The sequence below is a fragment of the Burkholderia sp. JKS000303 genome (genome assembly GCF_002563755.1).
GTDB lineage: Bacteria > Pseudomonadota > Gammaproteobacteria > Burkholderiales > Burkholderiaceae > Burkholderia > Burkholderia anthina_B.
In genome coordinates this window covers 476,891-502,947 of record NZ_PDBZ01000004.1, presented here as the reverse complement: position 1 = coordinate 502,947, position 26,057 = coordinate 476,891, and the positions used below count along the sequence as shown (strand labels likewise).

Genomic DNA, 26,057 nt, shown 5'->3' with positions numbered 1-26,057 from the left:
GATAGATCCATTTACGCGGAATGCGCCGCGATGCGGCACATGAATTGAAAAAGCGCCGTGCCCTCGTGGCCTGTCGGCGACAGGCCTTCGTCACGGCGCTTGACGTCAGGGCAACATGAACCGCGCCACGTTACCCCGCGCTGCCGAATATTTTGCCGGATCGACGGGTTTTCCGTCGAACGCGACCGAATCGAGGCCCGCCTTGTTACCGATCGTGACCTTGAACGGCCCGTCGCCGGCGACCTGCTTCGCTTCACCGGCCCGCACCAGCCCCGAGAACAGCTCCTTGCCGCTCTTGTCGCGCACGCTGAACCAGCTGTCCTGCTTGACCTTCAGTTCGATCATCGACTGACCTGCCGCCACCACGACGCTCGCGGGCTGAGCCGGCGCGGCAGCGCTTGCCGCGGCGGTCGTCGCGACGACGGGTTGCGCCGGTTGCGATGCGGCTGCTACCGGCACCGCCGGGGCAGCCGACGCCACCGCTTGCGGCACTACGCCGGACGCTGCTGCCACGGCCGGCGCCTCATTGCCAGCCGCCGCCGACGCACCGCTCGCAGCCGTCTCGTCGACGGACGAGCCCGCCGCGACGCTGGCAGCCGACGCATGCTCGGCATCGCCGCCCTTGAAGCGCGCGAGCCAGCTCGACGAGTCGCCGCCAGTGTGCCACATCAGTACCGCGACCACCGCGACGACGACGATCGCGGTGCCCCACAACCACGGGTGGTGACGCGACGAGCCGCCGAGCGGAATCGACACGCGGCCGCGCGGCAGATCCGTCCCCGACGACGCGGGCATCGACAGATCGACTTCCGGCGCGCCGCGCTCGCGGCGCAGGGCCTGCGCGAACGGTTCCGGATCGACGCCGAGCATCTTCGCGTAGCTGCGCACGACGCCGATCGCGAACGTCACGCCGGGCAAATGACTGATGTCACCGGCCTCGAGCGCACGCAGCTTCGGCGGAGCGACCTTGAGCCGCGCCGACACGTCGTCGACCGTCCAGCCCTTCGCCTCCCGGAGCTGCGCCAGCCGGCCACCGACTGCCACCAGCGTTTCCAGTCCCGCCGGCGCCGGCTGCGCGGCATTCGTCTCTGCGCCGTTTGACGGCTGCGGCTCACTCATCCTTGTCCTCGCGTCGATTCTTCTTCACTGGCGGACGCCGCCGGCTCTTGCCAGCCGGCACCCGCAACTTGTCACACCATGCGCGGCGCCAAGGCGCCGCGACCGATCGCTATTCGCGTGTTATACCGCCAAAAGATTCGGGCATCCCCGGTCAGGCGCGCCAACGCGGCGCCCCGTCAAACCGCCCGAACTTCGATGATCTTTGCTGCGCCACCCGTTCGCTCCGCCAGACGCGTGCGGTCCTTCACGGCGCCGGCCAGCTGGCCGCACGCGGCGTCGATGTCGTCGCCGCGCGTCTTGCGCACGGTCGTGACGACACCCGCGTCGATGAGGACCTGTGCAAAGCGCTTGATCTGCTCCGGCTTCGAGCGGATGAGGCCCGACTCCGGAAACGGGTTGAACGGGATCAGATTGAACTTGCAGGGCACGTCGCGCGTGACGGCCAGCAGTTCGCGCGCATGCGCTTCGGTGTCGTTGACGCCGTCGAGCATGCAGTATTCGAAAGTAATGAAGTCACGCGGCGCGACTTTCAGATAGCGCTGGCACGCGGCCATGAGCTCGCGCAGCGGATGCTTCTTGTTGAGCGGCACCAGCTCGTCGCGCAGCGCATCGTTCGGCGCGTGCAGCGATACGGCGAGCGCGACCGGCAGTTCGGCGCCGAGGCGGTCCATCATCGGCACCACGCCGGACGTCGACAGCGTGACGCGGCGGCGCGACAGGCCGTACGCGTTGTCGTCGAGCATCAGCCGCATCGCGGGGACGACCGCGCTGTAATTCAGCAGCGGCTCGCCCATGCCCATCATCACCACGTTGGTGACGACCCGCTCGGCCTTGCCGTTCGGACCGGGCGCGCGACCGAGCGACGCTCGCAGTGCAAATTCGGCCATCCGGAGCTGGCCGATGATTTCGGCTGTCGACAGGTTGCGGGAGAAGCCCTGCTTGCCCGTCGAGCAGAAGCGGCAGTTGACCGCACACCCGGCCTGCGACGACACGCACAGCGTGCCGCGCGTCTCTTCCGGGATGAACACGGTTTCGACCGCATTGCCGTTTCCGACGTCGATCAGCCACTTGCGTGTGCCGTCGGTGGAAACGTTGTCGCTGACGATATCCGGCATCACGATCGACGCGCGGCCCTTGAGCTTTTCTCTCAAGGACTTCGCGAGATCGGTCATGCCGTCGAAATCGCCGGCGTTGTACTGGTGGATCCAGCGCTGCAACTGCTTGGCGCGGAACGGCTTCTCGCCGAGACTGCCGCAGTACGCGACAAGACCCTCGGCATCGAAGTCGAGAAGATTGACGGAAGTTTCGCTCGTCATGATGTGCTGCCTTGCCGCGTGCGCTGAATCCAGCCTACTTGTTGCCAGCCGGAGCTTAGCGCGAGTAGACGTTCATTTCCGGGAAGAAGAATGCAACTTCGACCGCTGCCGTTTCTGCAGCGTCCGAGCCGTGCACTGCATTCGCGTCGATGCTGTCGGCGAAGTCGGCGCGGATCGTGCCCTTTTCCGCCTTCTTCGGATCCGTCGCGCCCATCAGGTCGCGGTTCTTCAGGATCGCGCCTTCACCTTCCAGAACCTGGATCATCACCGGGCCCGAGATCATGAAATCGACGAGGTCCTTGAAGAACGGACGTGCTGCGTGCACTGCGTAGAACTTCTCGGCGTCTGCGCGCGACAGGTGCGCCATGCGCGATGCGATGATCTTCAGGCCGGCGCCTTCGAAACGGCTGTAGATCTGGCCGATCACGTTCTTTGCCACCGCATCCGGCTTGATGATCGACAGGGTGCGCTCGATTGCCATAAAAACTCCAAGAAATTAAGAAGTTACAGGTTCAAATGAATCCGCTATTGTAGCACGATCCCGTGTATCATTGCGATTGAACCCTTACACGCGTGAAAGGTTCCGAATCCATATGTTTTTGCGCTGCCTGGCCATTGAAACCAAGCGGCGCGGAACGTATCTTAGCCATAGCTGCTCCGGTTTGCTGCGCCGCACACCGCGTGCGCCGAACCGGCCCCGGACGCCCATGCGTTCAATGTTAGGAGAAACCATGAACGACTATCCGTACAATTTCGGCCGCGGCGGCTCCGTCAGCACCGCGGAGGTTCGCAACCGCGTGCTGCGAAACACGTACTGGCTGCTCGCGCTGTCGATGATTCCGACGGTGCTGGGCGCATGGGTCGGCGTCGCGACGGGCTTCTCGCTGTTCGCGGCCACGAGCCCGATGATGAGCCTGCTCGCGTTCTTCGCGATCGCGTTCGGCTTCATGTTCGCGATCGAGCGGACCAAAAACAGCGCGGCCGGCGTGTTCGTGCTGCTCGGCTTCACGTTCTTCATGGGCCTGATGCTGTCGCGCCTGCTGAGCTTCATCCTCGGCTTCTCGAACGGCCCGTCGCTGATCATGCTCGCGTTCGGCGGCACCGGCATCATCTTCGCCACGATGGCGACGATCGCCACGGTCAGCAAGCGCGATTTCTCGGGCCTCGGCAAGTGGCTGTTCATGGGCGTGATCGTGATCCTGCTCGCATCGGTCGCGAACATGTTCCTGCACCTGCCGGCGCTGATGCTCACCGTGTCGGTGCTCGCGATCGCGATCTTCTCGGCCTACATGCTGTTCGACGTCCAGCGCGTCGTGAACGGCGGCGAGACGAACTACATCTCGGCCACGCTCGCGATCTACCTCGACCTGTACAACGTGTTCACGAACCTGCTCGCGCTGCTCGGCATCTTCGGCGGCAACCGCAACTGACGTTCGCTGCGCATCATGAAAAAACCGGCCCGCGGGCCGGTTTTTTTACATCAGCCGTCCGCCCGCTCAGTCGCGCTCGAACAGCGCGATCGATTCGACGTGCGACGTATTCGGGAACATGTTCACGACCCCGGCGCCCTTCAGCCGGTAGCCGGCCTCGTGCACGAGCAGGCCTGCATCGCGCGCAAGCGTCGACGGATTGCACGACACGTAGACGATGCGCTTCGGCAGCGGGCCTTCGCCGCTCTGCGCGATTTCGGCCAGCGCCTTCGACACCGCAAGCGCACCTTCGCGCGGCGGATCGATCAGGAACTTGTCGAATGCGCCGAGCGCGCGGATGTCGTCGCCCGTCACTTCGAACAGGTTCCGGCATGCGAACGTCGTATGCCCGTCCACACCGTTCTCGCGTGCATTCGCGAGCGCGCGCGTCGTCAGCGTTTCGCTGCCTTCGATGCCCATCACCTCGCGCGACAGGCGCGCGAGCGGCAGCGTGAAGTTGCCGATCCCGCAGAACAGGTCGAGCACGCGATCGTCGCGCGACGGCGCGAGCAGGCGCAGCGCGCGGCCCACCAGCACGCGGTTGATCTGATGATTGACCTGCGTGAAGTCGGTCGGCTTGAACGGCATGCGGATGCCGAACTCCGGCAGCGTGTAGTCGAGCGGCACGTCGAGCGGATAGAACGGCGTCACCGTGTCCGGGCCCTTCGGCTGCAACCAGAACTGCACCTTGTGCTCGTCCGCGAACGCGCGCAGCAGTGCTTCGTCGTCCGCATTGATCGGCTCCAGCACGCGCAGCACGAGCGCCGTGACTTCCGAACCGACCGCGAGTTCGATCTGCGGCATCCGGTCGCGGATCGACAGCCCCTCGACGAGCCGGCGCAGCGGCACGAGCATTGCCGACACGTGCGGCGGCAGCACTTCGCAGCTCGTCATGTCGGCGACGTAGCTGCTCTTCTTCTCATGGAAGCCGACCAGCACGCCGCCCTTCTTCGCGACGTTGCGCACGGTCAGGCGCGCACGGTAGCGGTAGCCCCACGACGGGCCGTGGATCGGCGCGAACATCGTCTCGGCGCGCAGCTTCGACAGGTGCCACAGGTTGTCCTCGAGCACGCGCTGCTTGATCGCGACCTGCGCGCGCATCTCGAGATGCTGCATCGAGCAGCCACCGCAGGTGCCGAAGAATTTGCATTTCGGCTGCGTGCGCAGCACGCTCGGGCGCAGAATGTCCACGACGGTCGCCTGCTCGTAGCTCGGCTTGCGGCGGTAGCTCGAATAGGTCACGCGCTCGCCGGGCAACGCGCCTTCGACGAAGATGACCTTGCCCGGCGTCCCGTCCTCGGTCGTCGTGCGGCCGACACCGCGCGCTTCCATGTCGAGCGATTCGATCTCGAGAACCGGGGCGGGCCCGGGCGCGACGGGCGCATTTTTCGATTTGCGCGCAGAAGTGGGGACGGCTTCGGACACCAGCTTTTCCTGACAAAACGTTGAAGAAGGCGAGATTGTAGACGACGAAGGCCCGCATCGCCTGCTTTCGTCGCGCAAGCGTCGATACAGACGCGCCTACCGACCGGCCGGCGCCCAGTCGGGCCTGCCGGCAAGCACCCGCACCTTGCCCGCTGCCGGCTCGTCCGACGCCCGGTACCGCAAACCGACGGGATAGATTCTGCTCGCAGGAGACTCGACCATGCGACTGATCGACTGGAACATTCAATGGGGCCGGGACGCGGACGGCGTCGTCGACCTCCCGCGCACCATCGCCGCCGCCCGGCGGCTCGGCGACTTCGACGTGCTGTGCCTGCAGGAGGTCACGCGCGGTTTCGGCGCCCTGCCCGGCCAGCCCGGGCCCGACCAGTTCGCCGAGCTGGCGGCGTTGCTGCCCGGCCATACGATCGTCGAAGCGATCGGTGCCGACCTGCCGGCGCTCGAACCCGGCGCACCGCGCCGTCAGTTCGGCAATGCAATCGCGACCCGGCTGCCGGTCGGGCGCGTACTGCGCCAGTTGCTGCCGTGGCCGGCCGACGCCCGCGCACCGTCAATGCCGCGCGTCGCGCTCGACGTCGAGATCGAAACGCGGTCGGGGCCGCTGCGGGTCGTCACGACGCACCTGGAATACTATTCGGCGCGGCAGCGGCTTGCGCAGGTCGACGCATTGCGCGCCCGCCACCGCGAAGCATGCGCACATGTCGACCAGCCGGCGCCGGCGGAAAACGCGACGGGACCGTTCACGTCGACCCGCCAGCCGCGCGATGCGATCGTCTGCGGCGATTTCAACAGTGCATTCGACAGCGACGCATACCGGCGCCTTCTCGAGCCGATCGCCGGCGCGCCACCATTCGTCGACGCCTGGATTGCACGCCATCCCGGCGGTACGCCGCCGCCGACCGCCGGCGTCTACGACACGGTGCAGTGGTCGGACGGGCCGCTCGCCTGCGACTTCGTGTTCGTCACCGATACGTTGCTGCCGCGCGTCACGCGCTGCGAGATCGACGGCGACACGCGCGCGTCAGATCACCAGCCGGTGGTGCTAGAACTCGATTGATCGCGGGCGACGACGCGGCCCGCTCGCGTCATGCGTCGAACGCGCCCAGGTATTCGGCCCAGTGTGCCGCCGGCTCCTGCGCGAGCGAATTCTTCACGAGCAGGATTTCGTCCGCGTACTCGCTCTGGGTCAGGCCGCCGCGCATCAGCTGGAAGCGGCAATACAGCAGATACGTATTGACGACATCGGTTTCGCAGTAGCTGCGGATCTCCTCGATCCGTCCGTCCTGGAACGCCGTCCACACCTGGCTGCCGTCCATCCCGAGCTTGCCCGGAAAGCCGCACAGTTTCGCGAGCGCGTCGAGCGGCGCATTGGCGCGCGCCTGATACATCGCGAGCACATCCATCAGATCGGTATGACGCGAGTGATAGCGCGAGATGTAGTTGTTCCACTTGAATTCACGGTCGTCCTCGCCGAGATCCCAGTAGCGGGTCGCGGGAATCCCGTGCACGAGCGCACGGTAATGGAGCACCGGCAGATCGAAGCCGCCGCCGTTCCACGACACGAGTTGCGGCGTGTATTTCTCGATCACGCGGTAGAACGACTGGACCAGCGCCGCCTCGTTGTCCTGAGGCGTGCCGAGCGAGCGCACGCGAAAGCCGTTGTTGTCGCGGAACACGCACGAGATCGCCGCGATGCGCTGCAGGTAGTGCGGCAGAAAATCGCCGCCGGTCTTCTCGCGACGCGCGGCGAATGCATGTTCGGCCACCGCGGCATCGTCGAGCGTCGCGGGCAGGTTTTCCAGACGGCGAATGCCGTCGACATCGGGAATGGTCTCGATGTCAAAAACGAGAATCGGAGTCATCAGTTACAGAACGGCGTCCTTGCGTACGCCATTGGAGGCGAAGAACCGCTTGAGGCGCACCAGCGCTTCCTGCTGGATCTGCCGCACGCGCTCGCGCGTGAGCCCCATCTCGTCGGCCAGCTCCTCGAGCGTGGCCGGTTCGATGTGATTCAGGCCGAAGCGGCGCTCGATCACGTGCCGGTGCTTGTCGGACAGCCGCGACAGCCACGCGCGCGTAAGCGTCTCGAGCTCGCGGTGCTGCACTTCGGCGTCGGGCGACTGGCTCTGGTCGTCGGGCAGCAGGTCGAGCAGGCTGCTCGCGGGATCGAGATCGAGCGGCGCGTCGAGCGATGCGGTGTGCTCGTTGAGCGCGAGGATGTCGGTGACTTCCTCGGCGGTCTTGCCGGTGAGGTAGGCGATGTCGTCGATGCTGGCTTCGCGGCGTTCAGCCGCCTCGCCCGTCGACATCGAATTCTTTTCGAGGTGGCGCTTCGCGCGCAGCACCTGGTTCAGTTCGCGGATCACGTGCACGGGCAGTCGCACGGTCCGGGCCTGGTTCATGATCGCCCGCTCGATGCTCTGCCGAATCCACCACGTCGCATAGGTGGAGAAGCGAAAGCCGCGTGTCGGGTCGAATTTCTCGATCGCATGCATCAGGCCGAGGTTGCCTTCCTCGATCAGGTCGAGCAGCGGCACGCCACGGTTCAGGTAGCCCTTCGCGATGCTGACGACCAGCCGCAGGTTGCGCTCGATCATCACCTGCCGCGCCTCGAATTCGCCGGCCTTCGCGAGACGGGAATAGCGCTGCTCCTCCTCGACGGTCAGGAGCGGCTTCACGCTGATGCGGTTCAGGTAATGCTGGATCGTGTCGGCCGTGAGCTCGGCCTGCAGCAATGCGCGGAAATCGTCGACGTCGGGTGCCGGCTCCGCGCGCTCCTCGCGCTCTTCGCCACCGTCCGCATCGGCGTCGCGTGCCTCGACATCACGCTCGTTTTCCGCGACGTCGTCTTCGTCGTCCGTCGAAGCGCCAGCTCGCCCCACCGATGCTTGCGTGGCACGACTGATCTTCTCAGACTCGGCTTGCGGCTCGTGGCGCTTCGATTTCGGCATGGTCGTCTCGGTTATTGAGGCGGCAAATACTTCAGCGGATCGACAGGCTTACCCTGCCGGCGAACCTCGAAATGCAGCATCACGCGGTCGGAATCGCTGTTCCCCATCTCGGCGATCTTCTGCCCCTTCGTTACCGCGTCCCCCTCTTTTACCATCAAAGCGCGATTGTGTGCATACGCCGTGAGGTAAGTTGCATCGTGTTTGATGATAATGAGGTTGCCGTAGCCACGCAGGCCGTTGCCCGAGTAGACAACGCGGCCGTCGGCCGCCGCCTTCACGGCCTCGCCGGCCGAGCCGCCGATATTGATGCCCTTGTTCTTCGCGTCGTCGAAACTGTTCAGCACCGGGCCGCGCACCGGCCACGAGAACGTGACGGGGCCGCTCGGCGCGGCTGCCATGTCGCTCGATGCGGCGGCAGGCGGCGGCGTGATCGCGGACGACGTGCCGGCAGCCGGCGTCGCAGGGCCGCTGCTCAGCGGCGCGGTCGCCACGGCTGCGCCGCCGATCGGCGCGGCAACCGGCGCACCCGCAACCGCAGTGCCACCCGGCGGCGCGACGCGCAGCAGCTGGTCGACTTCGATCTGGTTCGGGTTCGCCAGATTGTTCCACGTGGCGATGTCGCGATAGTTCTGCCCGTTCTCGAGCGCGATCCGGTACAGCGTGTCACCCGGCTTCACACGGTAAAAGCCAGGCGGCGGCGGGCCGAGCGGCACCGCCGGCTGTGCGGCAGCGGTCGTGCCGAGCGTACCGGAGCGGTCGACGACAGGCGCGTTGTCGAGCCGCGTCGCACAGGCGGCCAGAAGCGTGGAGAACGCAGCAACACAGATCGCGCGCTGCGCGAACGTGAGCGGTTCCCTGGATCGGTTGTTTTGCATCGCGCGCAACATACTCATCGGTTTCAAATCACTCCGGATTTTAAAGGTACAAAGAAAACGCGATCAAGCCGTGACTCCCGCCATTGCGCGTGCGCGACGCGCTCGACGAGCGTGAGCACCTGGTGCTGCCCGCTTTGCGCGCCCACCGGCGCGACGAGCCGCCCGCCGATCGCGAGCTGCTCGAGCAGCGCCTGCGGCACGTCGAGCCCCGCCGCCGCGATCACGATCGCGTCGAACGGGGCTGCGGACGGCAGGCCGACACGCCCGTCGCCGTAATGCAGACGGATGTTCGGCACGCGCAGCGGCCGCAGGTTCAGCTTCGCGCGCTCGTAGAGCGGCTTGATGCGTTCAATCGAATACACGTCGCGCGCCACATGGCTCAGCACGGCGGCCTGATAGCCGCAACCCGTGCCGATCTCGAGGACGCTCTCGAGCGTGCGGCCGGCCATTGCGAGCTCGATCATGCGCGCAACGACCGACGGCTTGGAAATCGTCTGCTGGTGGCCGATCGGCAACGCGGCGTCCTCGTAGGCCTGCGTCGCGAGCCCCGGATCCACGAACATGTGACGCGGCACCGCAGCCATCGCATCCAGCACGCGCGCGTCGGTCACGCCGTTCGCGCGCAGGCGTTCGACCATGCGCTCGCGAACACGTTCCGACGTCAATGCAAACGCACCGGCCGGCGCGACGCTCGGCGCGGCCGGCTTCGGCATCGCGGGCTTCAGCACGGTCGGTTTCGGTGCGCTCGCCGGCTTCGCCGACGCCGCACCGTGCAGCGTCGCGCGGGCCGCGCCCGGATTCACCACGACCGGCTTCGGCACGGCCGCAGGCTTGTCGGCGGCCTTCGGCATCGCGATCGCCGCATGGCGTTCGCCGGCCCGGCCGTCCGATTTGCGTGGCGCTCGCTTGAGATCTTCGAGCGCGAGCGGGAACCGCTTCGCGCGCTCGCCGCTCATGAAACCCGCCCGCCTGCGCGCGCCCACTCGCGCGTTGCAGGCAGCATTTGCGTATGCGTGAGATCGAGCTGCAGCGGCGTGATCGACACGAAACCGTTTGCCACGGCGTGAAAATCGGTGCCCTCGCTCGCGTCCAGCGCCGCGCCCGCGGCCCCGATCCAGTAGATCGGCTCGCCACGCGGGTCGGTCTGGCGAATCACCGGCTGCGACGGATGACGCTTGCCGAGGCGCGTGACCTTCCAGCCTTTCAGTTCGTCGTACGGCAGATTCGGAATGTTGACGTTCAGCAGCGGCTGGCCCGGCAGCGGATGCGCGAGATAGTGCTCGACGATTTCCGCGGCGACGCGCGCGGCGTCCGCCAGATGGGTCCAGCCCTTGTCGACCAGCGAGAACGCGATGGCCGGCACGCCGAACATGATGCCTTCGGTGGCGGCTGCAACTGTCCCTGAATAGAGCGTGTCTTCGCCCATGTTCTGGCCGTTGTTGATGCCCGAAACGACGAGGTCCGGCTTCGCGTCGGCCATGCCCGTCAACGCGACGTGCACCGAATCGGTCGGCGTGCCGTTCACGTAGAAGAAACCCGTATTCGCCGCGCGCTGCACCGACAGCGGACGCGACAGCGTGAGGGAATTCGATGCGCCGCTGCAGTTCTGCTCGGGCGCGATCACCGTGAGGTCGGCCAGCGGCTGCAGCGCTTCGCTGAGCGCGGCGAGACCGGGGGCGAGATAGCCGTCGTCGTTGCTGAGTAGGATTCGCATCCGGCGATTGTAACCGAGGAAAGATGGCGCGAGAGCGACAGTCCGGCGGCGGCGGACCCGCTGGCCTGCACGGTCGCGCACGGCGCGCCGCCGCATTGCGCGGCGGCGTTCCGCACGCTCAGGGAAACGCCGTGCCGCGCCGGGTTTTCCGCGCCGAAGGACACCCCGTCGAAGGGGCGCTCCGTCGGCAGGCCCGGCGCCAGGCGCTGCGGTGCGCGACGTTCAAATTGCGCCGGCGTCGCGCAGCGCGGCAATCGCCGGCGCCTCGTAGCCAAGGCCGCGCAGCACCTCGTCCGTATGCTCGCCGAGCTCGGGCCCGAGCCAGCGCGTTTCGCCCGGCGTATCGGACAGTTTCGGCGTGATGTTCGGCAGCGGAATGTCGGTGCCGTCGGCCAGCTTGAAACGCTGGATCATCTGCCGCGCGATGAACTGCGGATCGGTGAACATGTCGGCGGCGCTGTAGATGCGCCCGGCCGGCACGTCGGCCGCATTGAGCACGACGAGCGCCTCGTCGATCGTGCGCGGCGCGAGCCAGGCGGCGATCGCGTCGTCGATTTCCTGCGTGCGCGGCACGCGCCCGTCGTTGCGCGCGAGTGCGGGATCGTCGGCGAGGTCGTCGCGCTCGATCGCCTTCATCAGCCGCTTGAAGATCGGGTCGCTGTTGCCGCCGATCACGATGCTGCCGTCGCGGCACGCGTAGGTGTTCGACGGCACGATGCCCGGCAGCGACGCACCGGTACGCTCGCGCACCATCCCGTACACGCCGTACTCGGGCACGACGCTTTCCATCATGTTGAATACGGCTTCATACAGCGCAACGTCGACCACCTGCCCCGCGCCGCCGTTCATGTTGCGGTGATGGAGCGCCATCATCGCGCCGATCACGCCATGCAACGCGGCGATCGAGTCGCCGATCGAGATACCGATGCGTGGCGGCGGCAGCTCGGGATAGCCGGTGATGTGACGCAATCCACCCATCGATTCGGCAATCGCGCCGAAGCCGGGTCGGTCGCGATACGGGCCCGTCTGCCCGTAGCCGGACAGGCGCACCATCACCAGGCCGGGGTTGTCGGCCGACAGCACGTCGTAGCCGAGGCCGAGCTTCTCGAGCAGGCCCGGGCGGAAGTTCTCGATCACGATGTCGGCCTCGGTCGCGAGTTGCCGCGCGATCGCCTTGCCGGCGTCGGATTTCAGGTTGAGCGTGACGGACTTCTTGTTGCGCGCCTGAACCGACCACCACAGCGACGTGCCGCCCTGCTCCGGATGCAGCTTGCGCCACTTGCGCAGCGGGTCGCCGCCGTTCGGATCCTCGATCTTGATCACTTCCGCGCCGAATTCGGCAAAGAGGCGCGACGCGAACGGCCCCGCGATCAGCGTCCCGAATTCGAGCACTTTGACGCCCGCGAGCGGGCCCTGGCTGGTGCTCATGTGTCTCCCTGACATGAGAACGGCGCCGCCGGCCGGCGGCGCCAGACTTACATCGTGCGGCGGTCGAGCATCGCGCGGGCGATGGTGCCCGCGTCGACGTATTCGAGCTCGCCGCCCACCGGCACGCCGCGCGCGAGGCGCGTGACCGCGAGCCCGCGGGCCTTCAGCGTCTGGCCGAGGTAGTGCGCGGTGGCTTCGCCCTCGTTCGTGAAGTTGGTCGCAAGCACGACTTCCTTGACGATGCCGTCGGACGCGCGCCGCACGAGGCGGTCGAAATGGATTTCCTTCGGGCCGATGCCGTCGAGCGGGCTCAGGCGGCCCATCAGCACGAAGTACAGCCCGCGGTACGTCATCGTCTGCTCGAGCATGATCTGGTCGGCAGGCGTCTCGACGACGCACAGCAGCGTCGGATCACGCTCGTCGTCGCTGCAGACCTCGCAGATCTGCGCTTCGGTGAACGTGTTGCACTTCTCGCAATGCTGCAGGTTCTCGGTCGCGAACAGCAGCGACCGGCCGAGCCGCTCCGCGCCCTCCCGATCGTGCTGCATCAGGTGGTATGCCATGCGCTGCGCGGATTTCGGCCCGACACCGGGCAAGACGCGCAGCGCTTCGACGAGCGCGGACAGGGCGGACGGCTGTTTCATACGGCGGCTGAAAGCTGAACGAGCGAAATGGACGCTACGCTCAGAACGGCAGCTTGAAGCCCGGGGGCAGCGGCAGGCCCGACGTCATGCCGCTCATCTTTTCCTGCGACGTCGCTTCCGCCTTGCGCACGGCGTCGTTGAACGCAGCGGCGACGAGATCCTCGAGCATGTCCTTGTCGTCCGCGAGCAGGCTCGGGTCGATCGCCACGCGGCGCACTTCGTTGCGGCAGGTCATCGTCACCTTGACGAGGCCGGCACCCGACTGCCCTTCGACTTCGATCAGCGCAAGCTGCTCCTGCATCTTCTTCATGTTTTCCTGCATTTGCTGCGCTTGCTTCATCAGTCCGGCGAGGTTGCCTTTCAACATGGGAATACTCCTTCTTGATCGTGTGAAAACCGGCACGCGGTGCGTACCGGTCAATGTGTGCGGGCGTGATTGTGCCTGTTGCGGGGCGATTCGTTCAATGCAGCGTCGGCGGCGTCGCGTCCGGCGCCGAATCGGCGAGCGGCCGCACCGAGCCTTCGACGATGCGTGCACCGAAGTCGCGCACCAGTTGCTGGACGAACGGATCACCGTGGATGTCCTGCTCGGCCTCGCGCTGGCGCGCCGCGCGGGCGGCCGCGTCGAGCGCCGCTGCGGTGCGTCGGGCGGGCCCGACCTCGACCGCGACCTCGACCGGCTTGCCGAGCGCATCGGCCAGCACAGCCTTCAGTTTCGCGACCTGTGCAGCGTCCGCGTACTGCGGCACCGGCACGGAAAGTTTCAGCGTCGTCGCATCGACGGCCGTCAGCTCGCTGTTGAACGCCAGCTGATACGCGACGCCCTTGAGCGGCAGCCGTGCGGCCAGTGCCGGCCAATCGCCGTCGAAACCGACCGGATCGAGCGCGATCGCGGGCGGCAGCGGGCGCGTGTCGACCGGTGCGGACGAACGGGCCTCGGCCGGCTTCGGCGCAATGCGCACGTCGTCGGGACCGCTGTCGAACACGGGCACGAAGCCGTCATCGGCCGCGCCGCCGAACATCTCGTCCGCGCTGAGCGGCACGTATTCGTCCGGCGGAATGTCTTCCCACGGCGGCGGCGCCTGACGCGTGTCGGCGGCCTGCGGTGCGCGGGCCGCCGCGCGCGGCGTCGGCACCTGCACGGCGGGACGCGACGCAGCCGGTTTCTCGGCGGCCGGCTGAGCGGCTGCCGGCTTCGGCGCAGCGCCGGCCCGCGAGCGCTCGGACGACACGCGCATGCCGGCATTGCGCAGCACGTCGAGTGCGGCCGCTGCGCCACCGCGCGCCGAGGCACGCGCAGCCGGCTCGGCCGGCGCAGCACGCGGCGCCGGTTCGGCCGACGATGCGGGTTCGTCGTTACGCTCGATCGCGACAGGCGGCTCCGGTTCCTTGCGGACAGCGGGCGGCGCATCGTTCGTTGCTGCCGCTTGCGGTACCGCGTCGGCCGGTACCGCGTCGGCCTCCGGCTGCGGTGCCGGCGCAACCGGCGCATCGACCGCAACCGGTGCGGCCGCAGGCTTCACGACAGCGGGGTTTGCCGTATCGCCGGATGGCGCAGGCGACGGACGCGCAGCCGGAGCAGCCGGAGCAGCCGGAGCAGCCGGAGCAGCCGGAGCAGCCGGAGCAGCCGGAGCAGCCGGAGCAGCCGGAGCAGCAGCAGTTTGCGGCCGTGCTGCCTGCGCAGGCGCTGCCGGCTTCCTGGCCACAGCCGCCGGCGCAGCAGCCGCTTCCGCCCGCGGCGCGGGCACGGCACGCGGTGCGACCGGCTGGCCGCCGGGCGCACTGCCGGCACCGACGGCCGGCTCGAACGCGAGCATCCGCAGCAGCGTCATCGTGAAGCCGGCGTACTCGTCCGGCGCAAGGCCGAGTTCCGCGCGCCCGACCGTCGAGATCTGATAGAACAGCTGAACCTGCTCGGGGCTCAGCGTTTCCGCGAAGCGCCGCAGGTCGGCCGCTTCCGGCCATTCGTCCAGCACCGAACCCGGCGCGAACTGCGCCCAGGCGATCCGGTGCAGCAGGCTCGCGAGATCCTGCAGCGCGGTGGAAAAGGACAGGCTGCGCAGCGACATCTCGTCGGCGATCGTGAGGATCTCCGGGCCGTTGCCGGCGGCGAGCGCATCGAGCAGGCGCACCATGTAGGTCTGGTCGAGCGCGCCGAGCATGCCCGACACGGCCGCTTCGGTCACTTCGTTCGCCGAATAGGCGATCGCCTGGTCGGTCAGCGACAGCGCATCGCGCATGCTGCCCTGCGCGGCACGCGCGAGCAGGCGCAGCGCCTGCTGCTCGAACGAGATCTGCTCTTCGCCGAGGATGCGCTCGAGGTGCGACACGATGTGCCCGGCCGGCATCTGCTTCAGGTTGAACTGCAGGCAGCGCGACAGCACGGTCACGGGAATCTTCTGCGGATCGGTCGTCGCGAGGATGAACTTGACGTGCGGCGGCGGCTCCTCGAGCGTCTTCAGCATCGCGTTGAACGCGTGGTTCGTCAGCATGTGCACTTCGTCGATCATGTAGACCTTGAAGCGCGCATCGACGGGCGCGTACACGGCACGCTCGAGCAGCGCGGCCATCTCGTCGACGCCGCGATTGCTCGCCGCGTCCATCTCGACGTAGTCGACAAAGCGGCCTTCGTCGATCTCGCGGCACGCGCGGCACACGCCGCACGGCTGCGACGTGACGCCGGTTTCACAGTTGAGCGCTTTGGCGAAGATCCGCGACAGCGTCGTCTTGCCGACGCCGCGGGTTCCGGTAAACAGATAGGCGTGATGGAGACGCCCGCCGTCGAGCGCGTGCGTGAGCGCCCTGACGACGTGCTCCTGGCCGACGAGCGAAGCGAAATCCTTCGGACGCCACTTGCGTGCGAGAACTTGATAGGTCATCGGGAAATTGTATCAGTAACGCTGCGTCGCGCCGACACGCGAAACGGTGCGGAAGACGGGCAAAGCGCGGGGAAAACAGAGAATGACGCAGAAATAAAAATCGCCCGGCGAATGGGGCGAGAGGAAAGGTGACGAGCCCAACCCTCGGCACTGGCAGAAAACGATTGTGGCTGCTTCGTTCCCGACCTGACCAGGTTCACCGCCCCACCATGCGAGGAGGCCCGTCACGGCATATTCTATCACCGCTTCCGGCCGAATGCGACCGTTTGTTCGCAACAATGCGAAGGATTGCGCAAACCGGCGCGCGCGGCGCGATCGCAAAGCCTGCGCAAGCACACACATATATGATGGTCATCGACAGAGGCCCTTGTATTTCACACGCAGGCCTCCACCTTCGAAACGCAACGGTCGAACGGCGTGTCGTACCCCTACTCGTGAAGCGGCTACTATCGCCGCCCGCAGCAGATAGCAATTTAGGCTAATATGACGCCCGAACGACCCGCGAGCCGCGCCACGCAGCGCTTACGCCCCTCCTTCCGGAGAGCGGAGCTACCTGCCGCAGCGGCCGGCAGCCAATAGGCAGCCGGAGCGCCGCAACGCGCCAAGCAGGCAGTCCCCGAACCGTAAGAGGTATTGACCCAATGAGCGAACAGATCAAACACATCAGCGACGCATCGTTCGAACAGGACGTCGTCAAATCCGACAAGCCCGTGCTCGTCGACTTCTGGGCCGAATGGTGCGGCCCGTGCAAGATGATCGCCCCGATTCTCGACGAAGTCGCGAAGGACTACGGCGACAAGCTGCAGATCGCGAAGATCAACGTCGACGACAACCAGGCAACGCCGGCGAAGTTCGGCGTGCGCGGCATCCCGACGCTGATCCTGTTCAAGAACGGCGCGGCCGCCGCACAGAAGGTCGGCGCGCTGTCGAAGTCGCAGCTCACCGCATTCCTGGACAGCCACCTGTAATACCGGCCGTTCCGCAGACGTGTTGTCAACCGACAACACGTCTGCCGTCAAGCCACCGATCGGCCGCTCAGGCACGAATCGGCATATGCTAGAATCAAAAAACGTCTACAAGACGCATTAAGTCTCAGAGCGCCTCCGCTCGCCCTCCTCCCTTTATTTCTTTTCGTCGCTTCTCCTCCCTGGCGGGTTCTCCGTATGCATTTATCCGAGCTCAAGTCTCTGCACGTCTCCGAACTGATCGAAATGGCCAATGGCCTGGAGATCGAAAACGCGAACCGCCTGCGCAAGCAGGAGTTGATGTTTGCCATTCTCAAAAAGCGCGCCAAGACGGGAGAGACGATCTTCGGCGACGGCACGCTCGAAGTGCTGCCGGACGGTTTCGGCTTCCTGCGCTCGCCGGAAATGTCGTACCTCGCGAGCACCGACGACATCTATATCAGCCCGTCGCAAATTCGCCGCTTCAACCTGCACACCGGCGACACGATCGAAGGCGAAGTCCGCACGCCGAAGGACGGCGAGCGCTACTTCGCGCTGGTGAAGGTCGACAAAGTCAACGGGCAGCCGCCCGAGGCCTCGAAACACAAGATCATGTTCGAGAACCTCACGCCGCTGCACCCGAACAAGCCGCTGTCGCTCGAGCGCGAAATGCGCGGCGAAGAGAACGTCACGGGCCGCATCATCGACATGATCGCGCCGATCGGCAAGGGCCAGCGCGGCCTGCTGGTCGCGTCGCCGAAGTCGGGCAAGACCGTGATGCTCCAGCACATCGCACACGCGATCAAGCAGAACCACCCGGACGTGATCCTGTTCGTGCTGCTGATCGACGAGCGCCCTGAAGAAGTGACCGAAATGCAGCGTTCGGTCGCCGGCGAAGTGATCGCGTCGACGTTCGACGAACCGGCCACGCGTCACGTGCAGGTCGCCGAAATGGTGATCGAGAAGGCCAAGCGCCTCGTCGAAATGAAGCACGACGTCGTGATTCTGCTCGACTCGATCACGCGTCTCGCACGTGCGTACAACACCGTGATCCCGGCATCGGGCAAGGTGCTGACGGGCGGTGTCGACGCGAACGCACTGCAGCGTCCGAAGCGCTTCTTCGGTGCGGCGCGCAACATCGAGGAAGGCGGCTCGCTGACGATCATCGGCACCGCGCTGATCGAAACCGGCAGCCGCATGGACGACGTGATCTACGAAGAGTTCAAGGGCACCGGCAACATGGAAGTGCACCTCGAGCGCCGTCTCGCGGAAAAGCGCGTGTATCCGTCGATCAACCTGAACAAGTCGGGCACGCGTCGCGAAGAAATGCTGATCAAGCCCGAGATCCTTCAGAAGATCTGGGTGCTGCGCAAGTTCATCCACGACATGGACGAAGTCGAGGCAATGGAATTCCTGCTCGACAAGATCCGCCAGACGAAGAGCAACTCCGAGTTCTTCGACCTGATGCGCCGCGGCGGCTGATCGCCCTCGCCCGCAAGAACGGCCGCCCACGCGTTGCGCCCGGCGGCCGTTTTTTTGCTCCAACCTGAACGTGAACGTACAGGTTGATCTATAATCGCGTCATCCTGCTGATCGAATTCCCCCCGATGCCGAACGACGCCTCCCCTTCGCTGCTGACCGTAAGCGACGCCGCGTCGCGGCTCGGCGTCACGCCGCGCACGCTGAAGTACTACGAAGAGCGCGGGCTCGTCACGCCGTCACGCAGCGGGGGCCGCTACCGGCTGTACGACGAGGCCGATCTCGAACGCTTTGCCCGCATCCTGCGACTGCGCTCGCTCGGCTTCTCACTGCACGGCATCACCGAGATGCTCAAGCGCCCGCTCGAAGAAACGGGCGACGGCCGGCGCCGTTACTCGGACACGTCGCTGCGCGAAATCCGCACCAGCCTCACCGAACAGATCGACACGCTCGACGAGCGGATCGCGGCGGTCCAGCGCGAGCTGAAGGAAGCCGTCGCGCTGCGCAAGGAACTGCAACACGATATCGACTACATCGAACGGCGTCTCGCTGGCGAAAACCCCGATGCGCTGATCGCGCAGCGGCAGGCCGAAGCCGGCACGCGCCGCACGCGCAAGGCCCGGGCATGAACCTCGCGCCCGGCCGCTCGCCGCTGTGGAGCCGCGCGAACCTGCGTGCGGACCTGTTCCCGTGGGCGCTCGCGCTCGTCACCGGCATCGACTATTTCGACAACGCGGCCTTCTCGTTCTTCGCGAGCTACATTGCCGGCGGCATCAACGCGTCGCCCGACGAGCTCGTGTGGTCATCGAGCGCGTATGCGGTCATGGCCGTGCTCGGCATCCTGCAGCAGCAGTGGTGGGTCGACCGGCTCGGGCATCGCCGCTACGTCGCCGGCTGCATGCTGATGTTCTCGCTGGGCGCGATCGCGGCCGCGCTCGCCGACACGTCGCTCGAACTCGCGTTCGCGCGCGGCTTTCAGGGCTATTTCATCGGGCCGATGATGGGCGCATGCCGGATCCTGATCCAGATCAGCTTCAAGCCGCAGGAACGGCCACCCGCCACGCGCGCATTCCTGATCATGATCCTGCTCGGCAGCGCGCTTGCGCCGATCGTCGGCGGGCTGCTCGTCGCGCATTCGACGTGGCGCGCGCTGTTCGCATGGACGGCGCCCGCCGGCATCGCGTTCGCGATCCTCGCGCTGCTCACGCTGCCCGATTCGGGCAGGACGCCCGACGACGAACGCGGCTCCGGGCACTTCTGGCCGTACGTCGTGTTCGCGCTCGCGCAAGGCGCGCTGCAGATCGTGCTGCAGCAGGTGCACTACCAGCTCTACAGCGGCTCGCCGATGCTGATCCTGCTGACGATCGCAGGCCTCGGCGCGCTCGCGTGGTTCGCGTATCACCAGTGGAACCATCCGACGCCGCTCGTGCGGCTGCACGCATTGCGCGAGCGCACGTTCCAGGTCGGGCTGCTGCTGTACATGTTCTATTACTACGAGTCGACGGCTTTCAGTTACCTGACTTCCCGGATGCTCGAAGGCGGCCTCGGCTATCCGGTCGAGAACGCCGGGCGCCTGGTCGGCTCGATGTCGCTGATCTCGGCCACCGCGCTGTTCGCGTACCTGCGCTACGCGAAGCTCGTCACGCACAAGAAATGGTTCGTCGTGCCGGGGTTCGCGATCGCGATCGCCGCCGCGCTGTGGATGACGCGGATGACGCCGCAGGTCGGCGAAGCCGCGCTGATCGGCCCGCTGCTGCTGCGCGGGCTGCTGCTGCTGTTCATCGTGCTGCCCGTCGCGAACCTGACGTTCCGCATCTTCGCGATCGACGAATACACGCACGGCTACCGGCTGAAGAACATCGTGCGGCAGCTGACGATTTCGTTCGCGACGTCGTCGGTGATCATCGTCGAACAGCACCGCCTGGCCGTGCACCAGACGCGGCTCGTCGAGCGCGCGAACGTGTTCGATCCGGTGTTCCAGCAAACCGTCGACGCCCTCACGCGCAGCTATGCGGCGGCCGGCCACGCGCTGAACGAAGCGCACAGCCTCGCGATCGCCGCGATCGCGCGAATGGTCACGCAACAGGCGTCGTTCCTCGCATCGCTCGACGGCTTCTATTTCCTCGCGGGCATCGCGCTCATCGGCGGCCTCTTTGCGGCATGGCAAAAAGAGATCGATTGAGTTAAAAGACAGGCTTTGGATTTCCGTTCGCCGTCTCCATGCTTTCGAAACTGACCCGCTGGTTCGATGATCGCCGCCGCGACCGCGCGCTGCGCAGCCATCCGATTCCCGATGTGCTGTGGCAGCAAACCGTCGAGCGGCTGCCGTTCCTCGCCGCGCTGCCGCCGGGCGACATCGGCCGGCTGCGCGAGCTGACGAGCCTGTTCATCGCGAAGAAGTCGTTTTCGACCGCGCACGGGCTCGAGCTGACCGATGCGATGGTCGTCGCGATCGCCACGCAGGCGTGCCTGCCCGTGCTGAACCTCGACCTGTCGCTGTACGACGGCTGGGTCGGCGTCGTCGTGTATCCGGGCGAGTTCGTGATCCGCAAGACCGTGCAGGACGAGGACGGCGTCGTGCACGAAGTCGAGCAGGACGCGAGCGGCGAAGCATGGGAAGGCGGCCCGGTGATCCTGTCGTGGGAAGACGCGCAGATGACCGACGGCCGCGACGCGTACAACGTCGTGATCCACGAGTTCGCGCACAAGATCGACATGGTGAACGGCGCGGCCGACGGATATCCCCCTCTTTTTCGCCGCTGGCATGCGCCGCACCTCGATGCGCAGGCATGGGCCGACGTGTTCGAACACGCATACGACCAGTTCTGCGCACGGGTCGACGCGGTGCCGGACCGGGCGTGGGCGCGCTTCGAGCGCGACTCGCTGATCGATCCCTATGCAGCCGATCACCCGTCGGAATTCTTCGCGGTGTGCAGCGAAGCGCTGTTCGTGCGACCGCGCGCGTTCGAGTCCGAATTTCCGGAACTCTACCGGCTGCTCGCCCGCTATTACCGGCAGGATCCGGCCGGCACCGGCGCGCTCGATGCACGTTGAAAATATTCGTCAACCGTCTGATTTTCTGGCATAATCGCCGTTTTTCGACCTTAGGCAAGTGGCTCGCGCCGAGCTTGACGTCGGCTGATTCGCGCACATCGCGCGATCCGGCACGGCAAGCGGCGGGTTGGCTACCGCTCTCACCAAGGAAAGACCATGAAAGAAGGCATCCACCCGAATTACCGCGAAGTCGTCTTCCAAGACATGTCGAACGGCTTCAAGTTCATCACGCGCTCGACGATCCAGACGCGTGAAACCATCGACCACGAAGGCAAGACCTACCCGCTCGCCAAGATCGAAGTGTCGTCGGAATCGCACTCGTTCTACACGGGTCAGCAAAAGATCATGGACACGGCAGGCCGTGTCGAGAAGTTCAAGAACAAGTTTGGCGCGCGCGCCAACGGCAAGGCTGTTGCAAAGTAAGCTTTGCACCGATCCGGTGGTTGCAACGCACCGGTACCGCACGAAAGGGCAGCTCAGGCTGCCCTTTTTTGTCTCCGCTCGCCGGACCACCGCCGGCCGGCGCCAGGCAATCGTCCGACGCGCAATGGCCGGCGCGTCTACAATGCCGGATGCTCGAATCCGGCGCCGTCAGTGCATGACCGCACCGGCCGCCCGCTCATAACAAATCGCTCATCTGCATGAAGCCTGTCGTTCGTCTGACCGCCTCCGCCACGCGCGCGCTGCCGCGCTGGCTGCTGCTCACGCTGTGCCTCGTCTATGCGGCGTTCGGCCTGTTCGGCCGCGACCCGTGGAAGAACGAGGACGCGGCGGGCTTCGGCGTGATGTGGACGATGGCCACCGGCCAGTGGCACGACTGGCTGCTGCCGAACCTCGTCGGCAAGTTCATCACGACGGACGGCCCGCTCGGCTACTGGCTCGGCGCGCTGTCGATCCGCGCGCTGGCGCCGTGGGTCGACGCAAGCAACGCCTCGCGCGTCGACACGGGGGTGCTGTTCTGCATCGCGTGCGCGTTCGTCTGGTACGCCGCCTATCTGCTCGGCCGCCGTGCTGAAGTCCAGCCGTTCAAGTACGCCTTCGGCGGCGAGCCCGAGCCGCGCGACTACGGCCGCACACTCGCCGACGGCGCGCTGCTGATTCTCGTCGCCTGTTTCGGACTCGCGGAACGCGGCCACGAAACGACGCCGCAGCTCGCGCAGTTCGCATGGATCGCGATGCTCGTGTACGGCATCGTGCGCGGCATCGACAAGCCGATGCAGGGCGCGCTGTGGTGGGGTGTCGCGATCGGCCTCGTCGCGCTGTCCGGCAACCCCGTGCTGGTCGTCGCGCTGCTCGCCGGCACGGCCGCGCTGTGGCTCGTCACGCCGGAGATGCGCAACCTGCGCCTGCCGCTGGTCGGCGTGCCGCTCGCGGCCGCGATCTTCGCGCTGTGGCCGCTCGCCGCGCTCAACGCGGCGCCCGACGACGCCGCCTGGTTCTTTAACCAGTGGATCCACGGCAGCCTGATGCGCTTCTCGGGCCCGCCGACCGAAGTGCTCGGTTATGCGGCGAAGAACCTGCCGCTCTTCACGTGGCCCGCGTGGCCGCTCGCGATCTGGGCGTGGTGGAGCTGGACCGGCATGCGCCGCCGCGCGCACATCGCGATCCCGCTGTCGGTCGTGGTGCCGCTCGTCGCACTCGTGATCCTGCAGAGCCAGCAGTCGAACCGCATGTACATGCTGCTGCTGCCGCCGCTGGCGGTGCTCGCGACCTTCGCGCTGCCGACCCTCAAGCGCGGCGCGATCAATGCGATCGACTGGTTCGCGGTGCTCAGCTTCACGATTCTCGGCTCGTTCGTGTGGCTCGTATGGCTCGCGTCGCTCACCGGTTTCCCGCATCCGCTCGCGCGTAACCTCGCGCGTCTCGTGCCCGGCTACGAACCGCATTTCAAGATCCTGTCGTTCGTCTGCGCGGTGATCGTCACCGTCTGCTGGTTCATGCTGGTGCGCTGGCGCATCTCGCGCCAGCCGAAGGTGCTGTGGCGCAGCGTCGTGCTGTCGGGTGCGGGCACCACGCTGATGTGGGTACTGCTGATGACACTGTGGCTGCCGATCGTCAACTACGGCCGGACCTACAGCGACGTCGCGCAACAGATCGCGTCGCATCTGCCGAAGGACTACGAGTGCATCTCGCCGGTGCGGCTCGGCGATGCGCAGATCGCGACCTTCGCGTACTTCGGCGACATGCATTTCGAATTCTCGGGCGACTGCGACGTGATCCTGCGCCAGGACCGCGCGGACTTCGGCGAACCGAGCGCGATGTCGGAATACGTCTGGCGTCTCGTGTGGGAAGGCCGCCGCGTCGCCGACCGCGACGAGCGCTTCCGCCTGTACGAGCGCATCGAACGGCCGAAGACGCCGATCAAGCGGCGCGGCCCGCGCCACCGGGTGGTCGATTGACCCTGTTCGCCGACATCCGCCGGATCGTCGGCCTCGCATGGCCGGTGCTCGTCGGCCAGCTCGCGATCATCGCGTTCGGCGTGATCGACACGGCCATGGTCGGCCGCTACTCGGCCATCGACCTGGCCGCGCTCGGGCTCGGTTCGTCGATCTACGTCTCCGTCTACATCGGCATGACGGGCATCCTGTCCGCGCTGCAGCCGATCACCGGGCAACTGTACGGCGCGCGACGCTATGCGGAGATCGGCGAGGAAGTGCGCCAGGCGCTGTGGCTAGCGCTGATGCTCGCGGTCCCCGGCTTCCTCCTGCTGCATTTTCCCGAACCGCTGCTGCATATCGCGCACGCGCCGCCCGCGCTGCACGACCGCACCGTCGATTACCTGCGCATCCTATCGTACGGCCTGCCGGCGAGCCTCGCATTCCGGATCTACAACGCGCTGACCAACGCGGCCGGCAAGCCGCGGCTCGCGATGATCCTGCAGATCGGCGCGCTGCTGCTCAAGTTTCCGCTCAACGTGTGGTTCATCTTCGGCGGCTACGGCGTGCCGGCGCTCGGCGGCCCCGGCTGCGGGCTCGCGAGCACGCTGATCAACTGGGCGCTCGCGCTGATCGGCTTCACGCTGCTCGCGAAGCTCGACGTATTTGCGCCGCTGTCGATCTTCTCGCGCTTTTGCTGGCCCGTGTGGACACGCCAGAAGGCGATCCTGAAGCTCGGCGTGCCGATGGGCCTGTCGTACCTGATCGAAGTCACGTCGTACACGTGCATGGCGCTCTTCATCGCACAGTTCGGCACGACGACGCTCGCCGGCCACCAGATCGCCGGCAACATCGGCGCGGTGCTGTACATGACACCGCTGTCGATCGGCGTGGCGGCGTCGACGCTCGTCGCGCGCGCGCTCGGCGCCGGCCACCTCGACGAGGCACGGCTGCTCGGACGCCACAGCGTGATGCTCGCGTGCGGGATCGCCGCCGCATACGGCGTGCTCGTGTTCACGCTGCGTCCGCTGATCGTCAGCGGCTACACGCCGAATCCGGCCGTCGCAGCCGCGGCGCTGCCGCTCGTCGCGATCGTCACCTGCTATCACTTCTTCGACGCACTGCAGATCACGTCCGCCTTCGTGCTGCGCGCGTACAAGGTCGCGGTCGTGCCGACGGTGATCTACGCGATCGCGCTGTGGGGCGTCGGGCTCGGCGGCGGCTACGTGGTGGGCTTCGACGTCGGCGGCATCGCACCCGCGTGGCTGACGGGCGCGCGCGGCTTCTGGTTCGCCAATACGATCAGCCTGATGCTGGCGGGCGCGGGGCTCGCGCTGTACCTGCGGCGCGTGAGCCGCGCCCACCTGCCGGTGCCCGCGCGCGCCTGACGCGCCGCCGAGCCTACGCCCCCTCCAGCACGTCGGCCGCGTGATACGACGAGCGCACGAGCGGGCCGGCAACCACCTCCCTGAAACCGAGCGCCAGCCCCTCGTCGCGCCACGCGGCGAATTCGTTCGGGCTCACGTAGCGCCGCACCGGCAGATGGTGCGCGGACGGCGCGAGGTACTGGCCGAGCGTCAGCACGTCGACCTCGTGCGCGCGCAGGTCGCGCAGCGTGTCCCGCACCTCGTCGTCGCGCTCGCCGAGCCCGAGCATCAATCCCGATTTCGTCACGAGCGTCGGCCGCGCGCCCTTCGCCTGCGCGAGCAGCTCGAGCGAGCCGCGGTAGTCGGCGCCCGGCCGCGCCGCCCGATACAACGACGGCACCGTCTCGATGTTGTGATTGAACACGTCCGGCCACGCCACCGACAACGCGTCGAGCGCACGCGCGACGCGGCCGCGGAAATCGGGCGTCAGCACCTCGACGCCGATACCCGGCACGCTCGCGCGCACCGCCGCGATGCAGGCGGCGAAATGCGCGGCACCGCCGTCGCGCAGGTCGTCGCGGTCGACCGACGTGATCACGACATAGCGCAGCCCGAGCGCCGCGACCGCGTCGGCGAGCCGCGCGGGCTCGTCCGGGTCGAGCACCTCGGGACGGCCGTGCGCGACGTCGCAGAACGGGCAGCGCCGCGTACACAGCCCGCCCATGATCATGAAGGTCGCCGTGCGCTGCGCGAAGCATTCGCCGATGTTCGGGCACATCGCCTCCTCGCAGACGGAATGCAGCCGGTGATCGCGCAGCACGGCCGCCATGTCGGCGACCGCCCCGCTCATCATCGGCCGCGCCCGCAGCCACGGCGGCTTCGGCAACGCCGCGCCGGCCGCAGGCTCGACGCGCACGGGAATGCGTGCGAGCTTGTCGCGGCTCCTCGCGCCCGGCTGGCCGAGCGCGGTGAAGCTGGGTCGTTCGAGCGCGGCGGCCAT

General features: G+C 66.7%; 24 protein-coding genes and 1 other RNA gene. 10 read left to right on the top strand and 15 right to left on the bottom strand.

All coding sequences use genetic code 11. The features are described 5' to 3' along the window. Positions 1-105: 105 nt before the first annotated feature. The 3 genes from BX604_RS35590 to ndk all read right to left on the bottom strand — a co-directional run bounded on the left by BX604_RS35590 (position 106) and on the right by ndk (position 2,916). A complete protein-coding gene (locus BX604_RS35590; RefSeq protein WP_098556266.1) occupies positions 106-1,119 on the bottom strand; it encodes a helix-turn-helix domain-containing protein in 1,014 nt (337 codons plus the stop codon). A 176-nt stretch (positions 1,120-1,295) separates the two neighbouring features. Beyond that, positions 1,296-2,435 carry a 23S rRNA (adenine(2503)-C(2))-methyltransferase RlmN gene (rlmN, locus tag BX604_RS35585; protein ID WP_098556263.1) on the bottom strand — a complete coding sequence of 380 codons (1,140 nt, stop codon included), beginning with the start codon at positions 2,433-2,435 and terminating at the stop codon, positions 1,296-1,298. A 55-nt stretch (positions 2,436-2,490) separates the two neighbouring features. Then, a complete protein-coding gene (ndk, locus tag BX604_RS35580) occupies positions 2,491-2,916 on the bottom strand; it encodes a nucleoside-diphosphate kinase (RefSeq protein WP_017332230.1) in 426 nt (141 codons plus the stop codon). A gap of 250 nt (positions 2,917-3,166) precedes the next feature. Here ndk and BX604_RS35575 point away from each other — a divergent pair, with 250 nt between their 5' ends. Then, a complete protein-coding gene (locus BX604_RS35575) occupies positions 3,167-3,865 on the top strand; it encodes a Bax inhibitor-1/YccA family protein (protein WP_098556260.1) in 699 nt (232 codons plus the stop codon). 66 nt (positions 3,866-3,931) lie between these two features. Here the strand turns inward: BX604_RS35575 and rlmD are convergent, their stop codons facing one another. Further along, complete coding sequence (gene rlmD, locus BX604_RS35570) at positions 3,932-5,329, bottom strand: 23S rRNA (uracil(1939)-C(5))-methyltransferase RlmD (RefSeq protein ID WP_098556257.1); 1,398 nt, start codon at positions 5,327-5,329, stop codon at positions 3,932-3,934. Between the two features lie 220 nt (positions 5,330-5,549). Here rlmD and BX604_RS35565 point away from each other — a divergent pair, with 220 nt between their 5' ends. Next, complete coding sequence (locus BX604_RS35565) at positions 5,550-6,404, top strand: endonuclease/exonuclease/phosphatase family protein (protein WP_098556254.1); 855 nt, start codon at positions 5,550-5,552, stop codon at positions 6,402-6,404. 28 nt (positions 6,405-6,432) lie between these two features. Here the strand turns inward: BX604_RS35565 and BX604_RS35560 are convergent, their stop codons facing one another. From BX604_RS35560 to ffs, 10 genes are all read right to left on the bottom strand, one after another. After that, entirely contained in the window at positions 6,433-7,209 is a 777-nt protein-coding gene (locus BX604_RS35560; protein ID WP_098556251.1) for a 3'-5' exonuclease, read from the bottom strand. 3 nt (positions 7,210-7,212) lie between these two features. Continuing rightward, complete coding sequence (gene rpoS, locus BX604_RS35555) at positions 7,213-8,298, bottom strand: RNA polymerase sigma factor RpoS (RefSeq protein ID WP_098556249.1); 1,086 nt, start codon at positions 8,296-8,298, stop codon at positions 7,213-7,215. A gap of 11 nt (positions 8,299-8,309) precedes the next feature. After that, positions 8,310-9,191, bottom strand: a complete 882-nt coding sequence (locus BX604_RS35550; RefSeq protein WP_098556247.1) for a peptidoglycan DD-metalloendopeptidase family protein — start codon at positions 9,189-9,191, stop codon at positions 8,310-8,312. A gap of 5 nt (positions 9,192-9,196) precedes the next feature. Continuing rightward, entirely contained in the window at positions 9,197-10,129 is a 933-nt protein-coding gene (locus BX604_RS35545) for a protein-L-isoaspartate(D-aspartate) O-methyltransferase (protein WP_098556580.1), read from the bottom strand. Then, the gene (surE, locus tag BX604_RS35540; RefSeq protein ID WP_098556244.1) at positions 10,126-10,887 is read right to left on the bottom strand and encodes a 5'/3'-nucleotidase SurE; all 762 of its coding nucleotides are present in this window, start codon (positions 10,885-10,887) and stop codon (positions 10,126-10,128) included. The genes BX604_RS35545 and surE overlap by 4 nt, the downstream gene beginning before the upstream one ends. 222 nt (positions 10,888-11,109) lie before the next feature. Further along, positions 11,110-12,315 (bottom strand): CaiB/BaiF CoA transferase family protein, encoded by a 1,206-nt coding sequence (locus BX604_RS35535; RefSeq protein WP_098556241.1) that lies wholly within the window; start codon positions 12,313-12,315, stop codon positions 11,110-11,112. A gap of 47 nt (positions 12,316-12,362) precedes the next feature. Next, positions 12,363-12,959, bottom strand: coding sequence for a recombination mediator RecR (gene recR, locus BX604_RS35530; protein ID WP_098556239.1), 597 nt, complete (start codon positions 12,957-12,959; stop codon positions 12,363-12,365). Positions 12,960-12,999: 40 nt separating this feature from the next. Next, complete coding sequence (locus BX604_RS35525) at positions 13,000-13,326, bottom strand: YbaB/EbfC family nucleoid-associated protein (RefSeq protein ID WP_014896896.1); 327 nt, start codon at positions 13,324-13,326, stop codon at positions 13,000-13,002. Between the two features lie 94 nt (positions 13,327-13,420). Then, a complete protein-coding gene (locus BX604_RS35520; RefSeq protein WP_098556236.1) occupies positions 13,421-15,838 on the bottom strand; it encodes a DNA polymerase III subunit gamma/tau in 2,418 nt (805 codons plus the stop codon). 127 nt (positions 15,839-15,965) lie between these two features. Then, an RNA gene (gene ffs, locus BX604_RS35515) (signal recognition particle sRNA small type) lies at positions 15,966-16,064 on the bottom strand. A 415-nt stretch (positions 16,065-16,479) separates the two neighbouring features. Here ffs and trxA point away from each other — a divergent pair. From trxA to BX604_RS35470, 8 genes are all read left to right on the top strand, one after another. Beyond that, a complete protein-coding gene (gene trxA / locus BX604_RS35510; RefSeq protein WP_006402348.1) occupies positions 16,480-16,806 on the top strand; it encodes a thioredoxin TrxA in 327 nt (108 codons plus the stop codon). 195 nt (positions 16,807-17,001) lie between these two features. Next, a complete protein-coding gene (gene rho, locus BX604_RS35505) occupies positions 17,002-18,264 on the top strand; it encodes a transcription termination factor Rho (protein ID WP_006478662.1) in 1,263 nt (420 codons plus the stop codon). 125 nt (positions 18,265-18,389) lie between these two features. Further along, entirely contained in the window at positions 18,390-18,890 is a 501-nt protein-coding gene (locus BX604_RS35500) for a MerR family transcriptional regulator (RefSeq protein WP_098556578.1), read from the top strand. After that, entirely contained in the window at positions 18,887-20,443 is a 1,557-nt protein-coding gene (locus BX604_RS35495) for an MFS transporter (RefSeq protein ID WP_098556233.1), read from the top strand. Before BX604_RS35500 ends, BX604_RS35495 begins: the two co-directional genes overlap by 4 nt. 38 nt (positions 20,444-20,481) lie before the next feature. Continuing rightward, positions 20,482-21,315, top strand: coding sequence for a zinc-dependent peptidase (locus BX604_RS35490; protein WP_098556230.1), 834 nt, complete (start codon positions 20,482-20,484; stop codon positions 21,313-21,315). Between the two features lie 156 nt (positions 21,316-21,471). Then, positions 21,472-21,738 carry a type B 50S ribosomal protein L31 gene (locus BX604_RS35485; protein WP_098556228.1) on the top strand — a complete coding sequence of 89 codons (267 nt, stop codon included), beginning with the start codon at positions 21,472-21,474 and terminating at the stop codon, positions 21,736-21,738. A 218-nt stretch (positions 21,739-21,956) separates the two neighbouring features. Then, positions 21,957-23,714 carry an ArnT family glycosyltransferase gene (locus tag BX604_RS35475; RefSeq protein ID WP_098556222.1) on the top strand — a complete coding sequence of 586 codons (1,758 nt, stop codon included), beginning with the start codon at positions 21,957-21,959 and terminating at the stop codon, positions 23,712-23,714. A 2-nt stretch (positions 23,715-23,716) separates the two neighbouring features. Continuing rightward, positions 23,717-25,078, top strand: a complete 1,362-nt coding sequence (locus BX604_RS35470) for an MATE family efflux transporter (RefSeq protein WP_098556576.1) — start codon at positions 23,717-23,719, stop codon at positions 25,076-25,078. Positions 25,079-25,091: 13 nt separating this feature from the next. On the opposite strand, the gene lipA is transcribed toward BX604_RS35470, so the two are convergent. Continuing rightward, the gene (gene lipA / locus BX604_RS35465; protein ID WP_098556219.1) at positions 25,092-26,057 is read right to left on the bottom strand and encodes a lipoyl synthase; all 966 of its coding nucleotides are present in this window, start codon (positions 26,055-26,057) and stop codon (positions 25,092-25,094) included.

Bases quoted from the DNA above. Each gene is read 5' to 3' on its own strand.
- BX604_RS35590 (WP_098556266.1), bottom strand. From the start codon at position 1,119: ATGAGTGAGCCGCAGCCGTCAAACGGCGCAGAGACGAATGCCGCGCAG.
- rlmN (WP_098556263.1), bottom strand. From the start codon at position 2,435: ATGACGAGCGAAACTTCCGTCAATCTTCTCGACTTCGATGCCGAGGGT.
- ndk (WP_017332230.1), bottom strand. From the start codon at position 2,916: ATGGCAATCGAGCGCACCCTGTCGATCATCAAGCCGGATGCGGTGGCA.
- BX604_RS35575 (WP_098556260.1), top strand. From the start codon at position 3,167: ATGAACGACTATCCGTACAATTTCGGCCGCGGCGGCTCCGTCAGCACC.
- BX604_RS35565 (WP_098556254.1), top strand. From the start codon at position 5,550: ATGCGACTGATCGACTGGAACATTCAATGGGGCCGGGACGCGGACGGC.
- BX604_RS35560 (WP_098556251.1), bottom strand. From the start codon at position 7,209: ATGACTCCGATTCTCGTTTTTGACATCGAGACCATTCCCGATGTCGAC.
- rpoS (WP_098556249.1), bottom strand. From the start codon at position 8,298: ATGCCGAAATCGAAGCGCCACGAGCCGCAAGCCGAGTCTGAGAAGATC.
- BX604_RS35550 (WP_098556247.1), bottom strand. From the start codon at position 9,191: ATGAGTATGTTGCGCGCGATGCAAAACAACCGATCCAGGGAACCGCTC.
- BX604_RS35545 (WP_098556580.1), bottom strand. From the start codon at position 10,129: ATGAGCGGCGAGCGCGCGAAGCGGTTCCCGCTCGCGCTCGAAGATCTC.
- surE (WP_098556244.1), bottom strand. From the start codon at position 10,887: ATGCGAATCCTACTCAGCAACGACGACGGCTATCTCGCCCCCGGTCTC.
- BX604_RS35535 (WP_098556241.1), bottom strand. From the start codon at position 12,315: ATGAGCACCAGCCAGGGCCCGCTCGCGGGCGTCAAAGTGCTCGAATTC.
- recR (WP_098556239.1), bottom strand. From the start codon at position 12,959: ATGAAACAGCCGTCCGCCCTGTCCGCGCTCGTCGAAGCGCTGCGCGTC.
- BX604_RS35525 (WP_014896896.1), bottom strand. From the start codon at position 13,326: ATGTTGAAAGGCAACCTCGCCGGACTGATGAAGCAAGCGCAGCAAATG.
- BX604_RS35520 (WP_098556236.1), bottom strand. From the start codon at position 15,838: ATGACCTATCAAGTTCTCGCACGCAAGTGGCGTCCGAAGGATTTCGCT.
- trxA (WP_006402348.1), top strand. From the start codon at position 16,480: ATGAGCGAACAGATCAAACACATCAGCGACGCATCGTTCGAACAGGAC.
- rho (WP_006478662.1), top strand. From the start codon at position 17,002: ATGCATTTATCCGAGCTCAAGTCTCTGCACGTCTCCGAACTGATCGAA.
- BX604_RS35500 (WP_098556578.1), top strand. From the start codon at position 18,390: ATGCCGAACGACGCCTCCCCTTCGCTGCTGACCGTAAGCGACGCCGCG.
- BX604_RS35495 (WP_098556233.1), top strand. From the start codon at position 18,887: ATGAACCTCGCGCCCGGCCGCTCGCCGCTGTGGAGCCGCGCGAACCTG.
- BX604_RS35490 (WP_098556230.1), top strand. From the start codon at position 20,482: ATGCTTTCGAAACTGACCCGCTGGTTCGATGATCGCCGCCGCGACCGC.
- BX604_RS35485 (WP_098556228.1), top strand. From the start codon at position 21,472: ATGAAAGAAGGCATCCACCCGAATTACCGCGAAGTCGTCTTCCAAGAC.
- BX604_RS35475 (WP_098556222.1), top strand. From the start codon at position 21,957: ATGAAGCCTGTCGTTCGTCTGACCGCCTCCGCCACGCGCGCGCTGCCG.
- lipA (WP_098556219.1), bottom strand. From the start codon at position 26,057: ATGGCCGCCGCGCTCGAACGACCCAGCTTCACCGCGCTCGGCCAGCCG.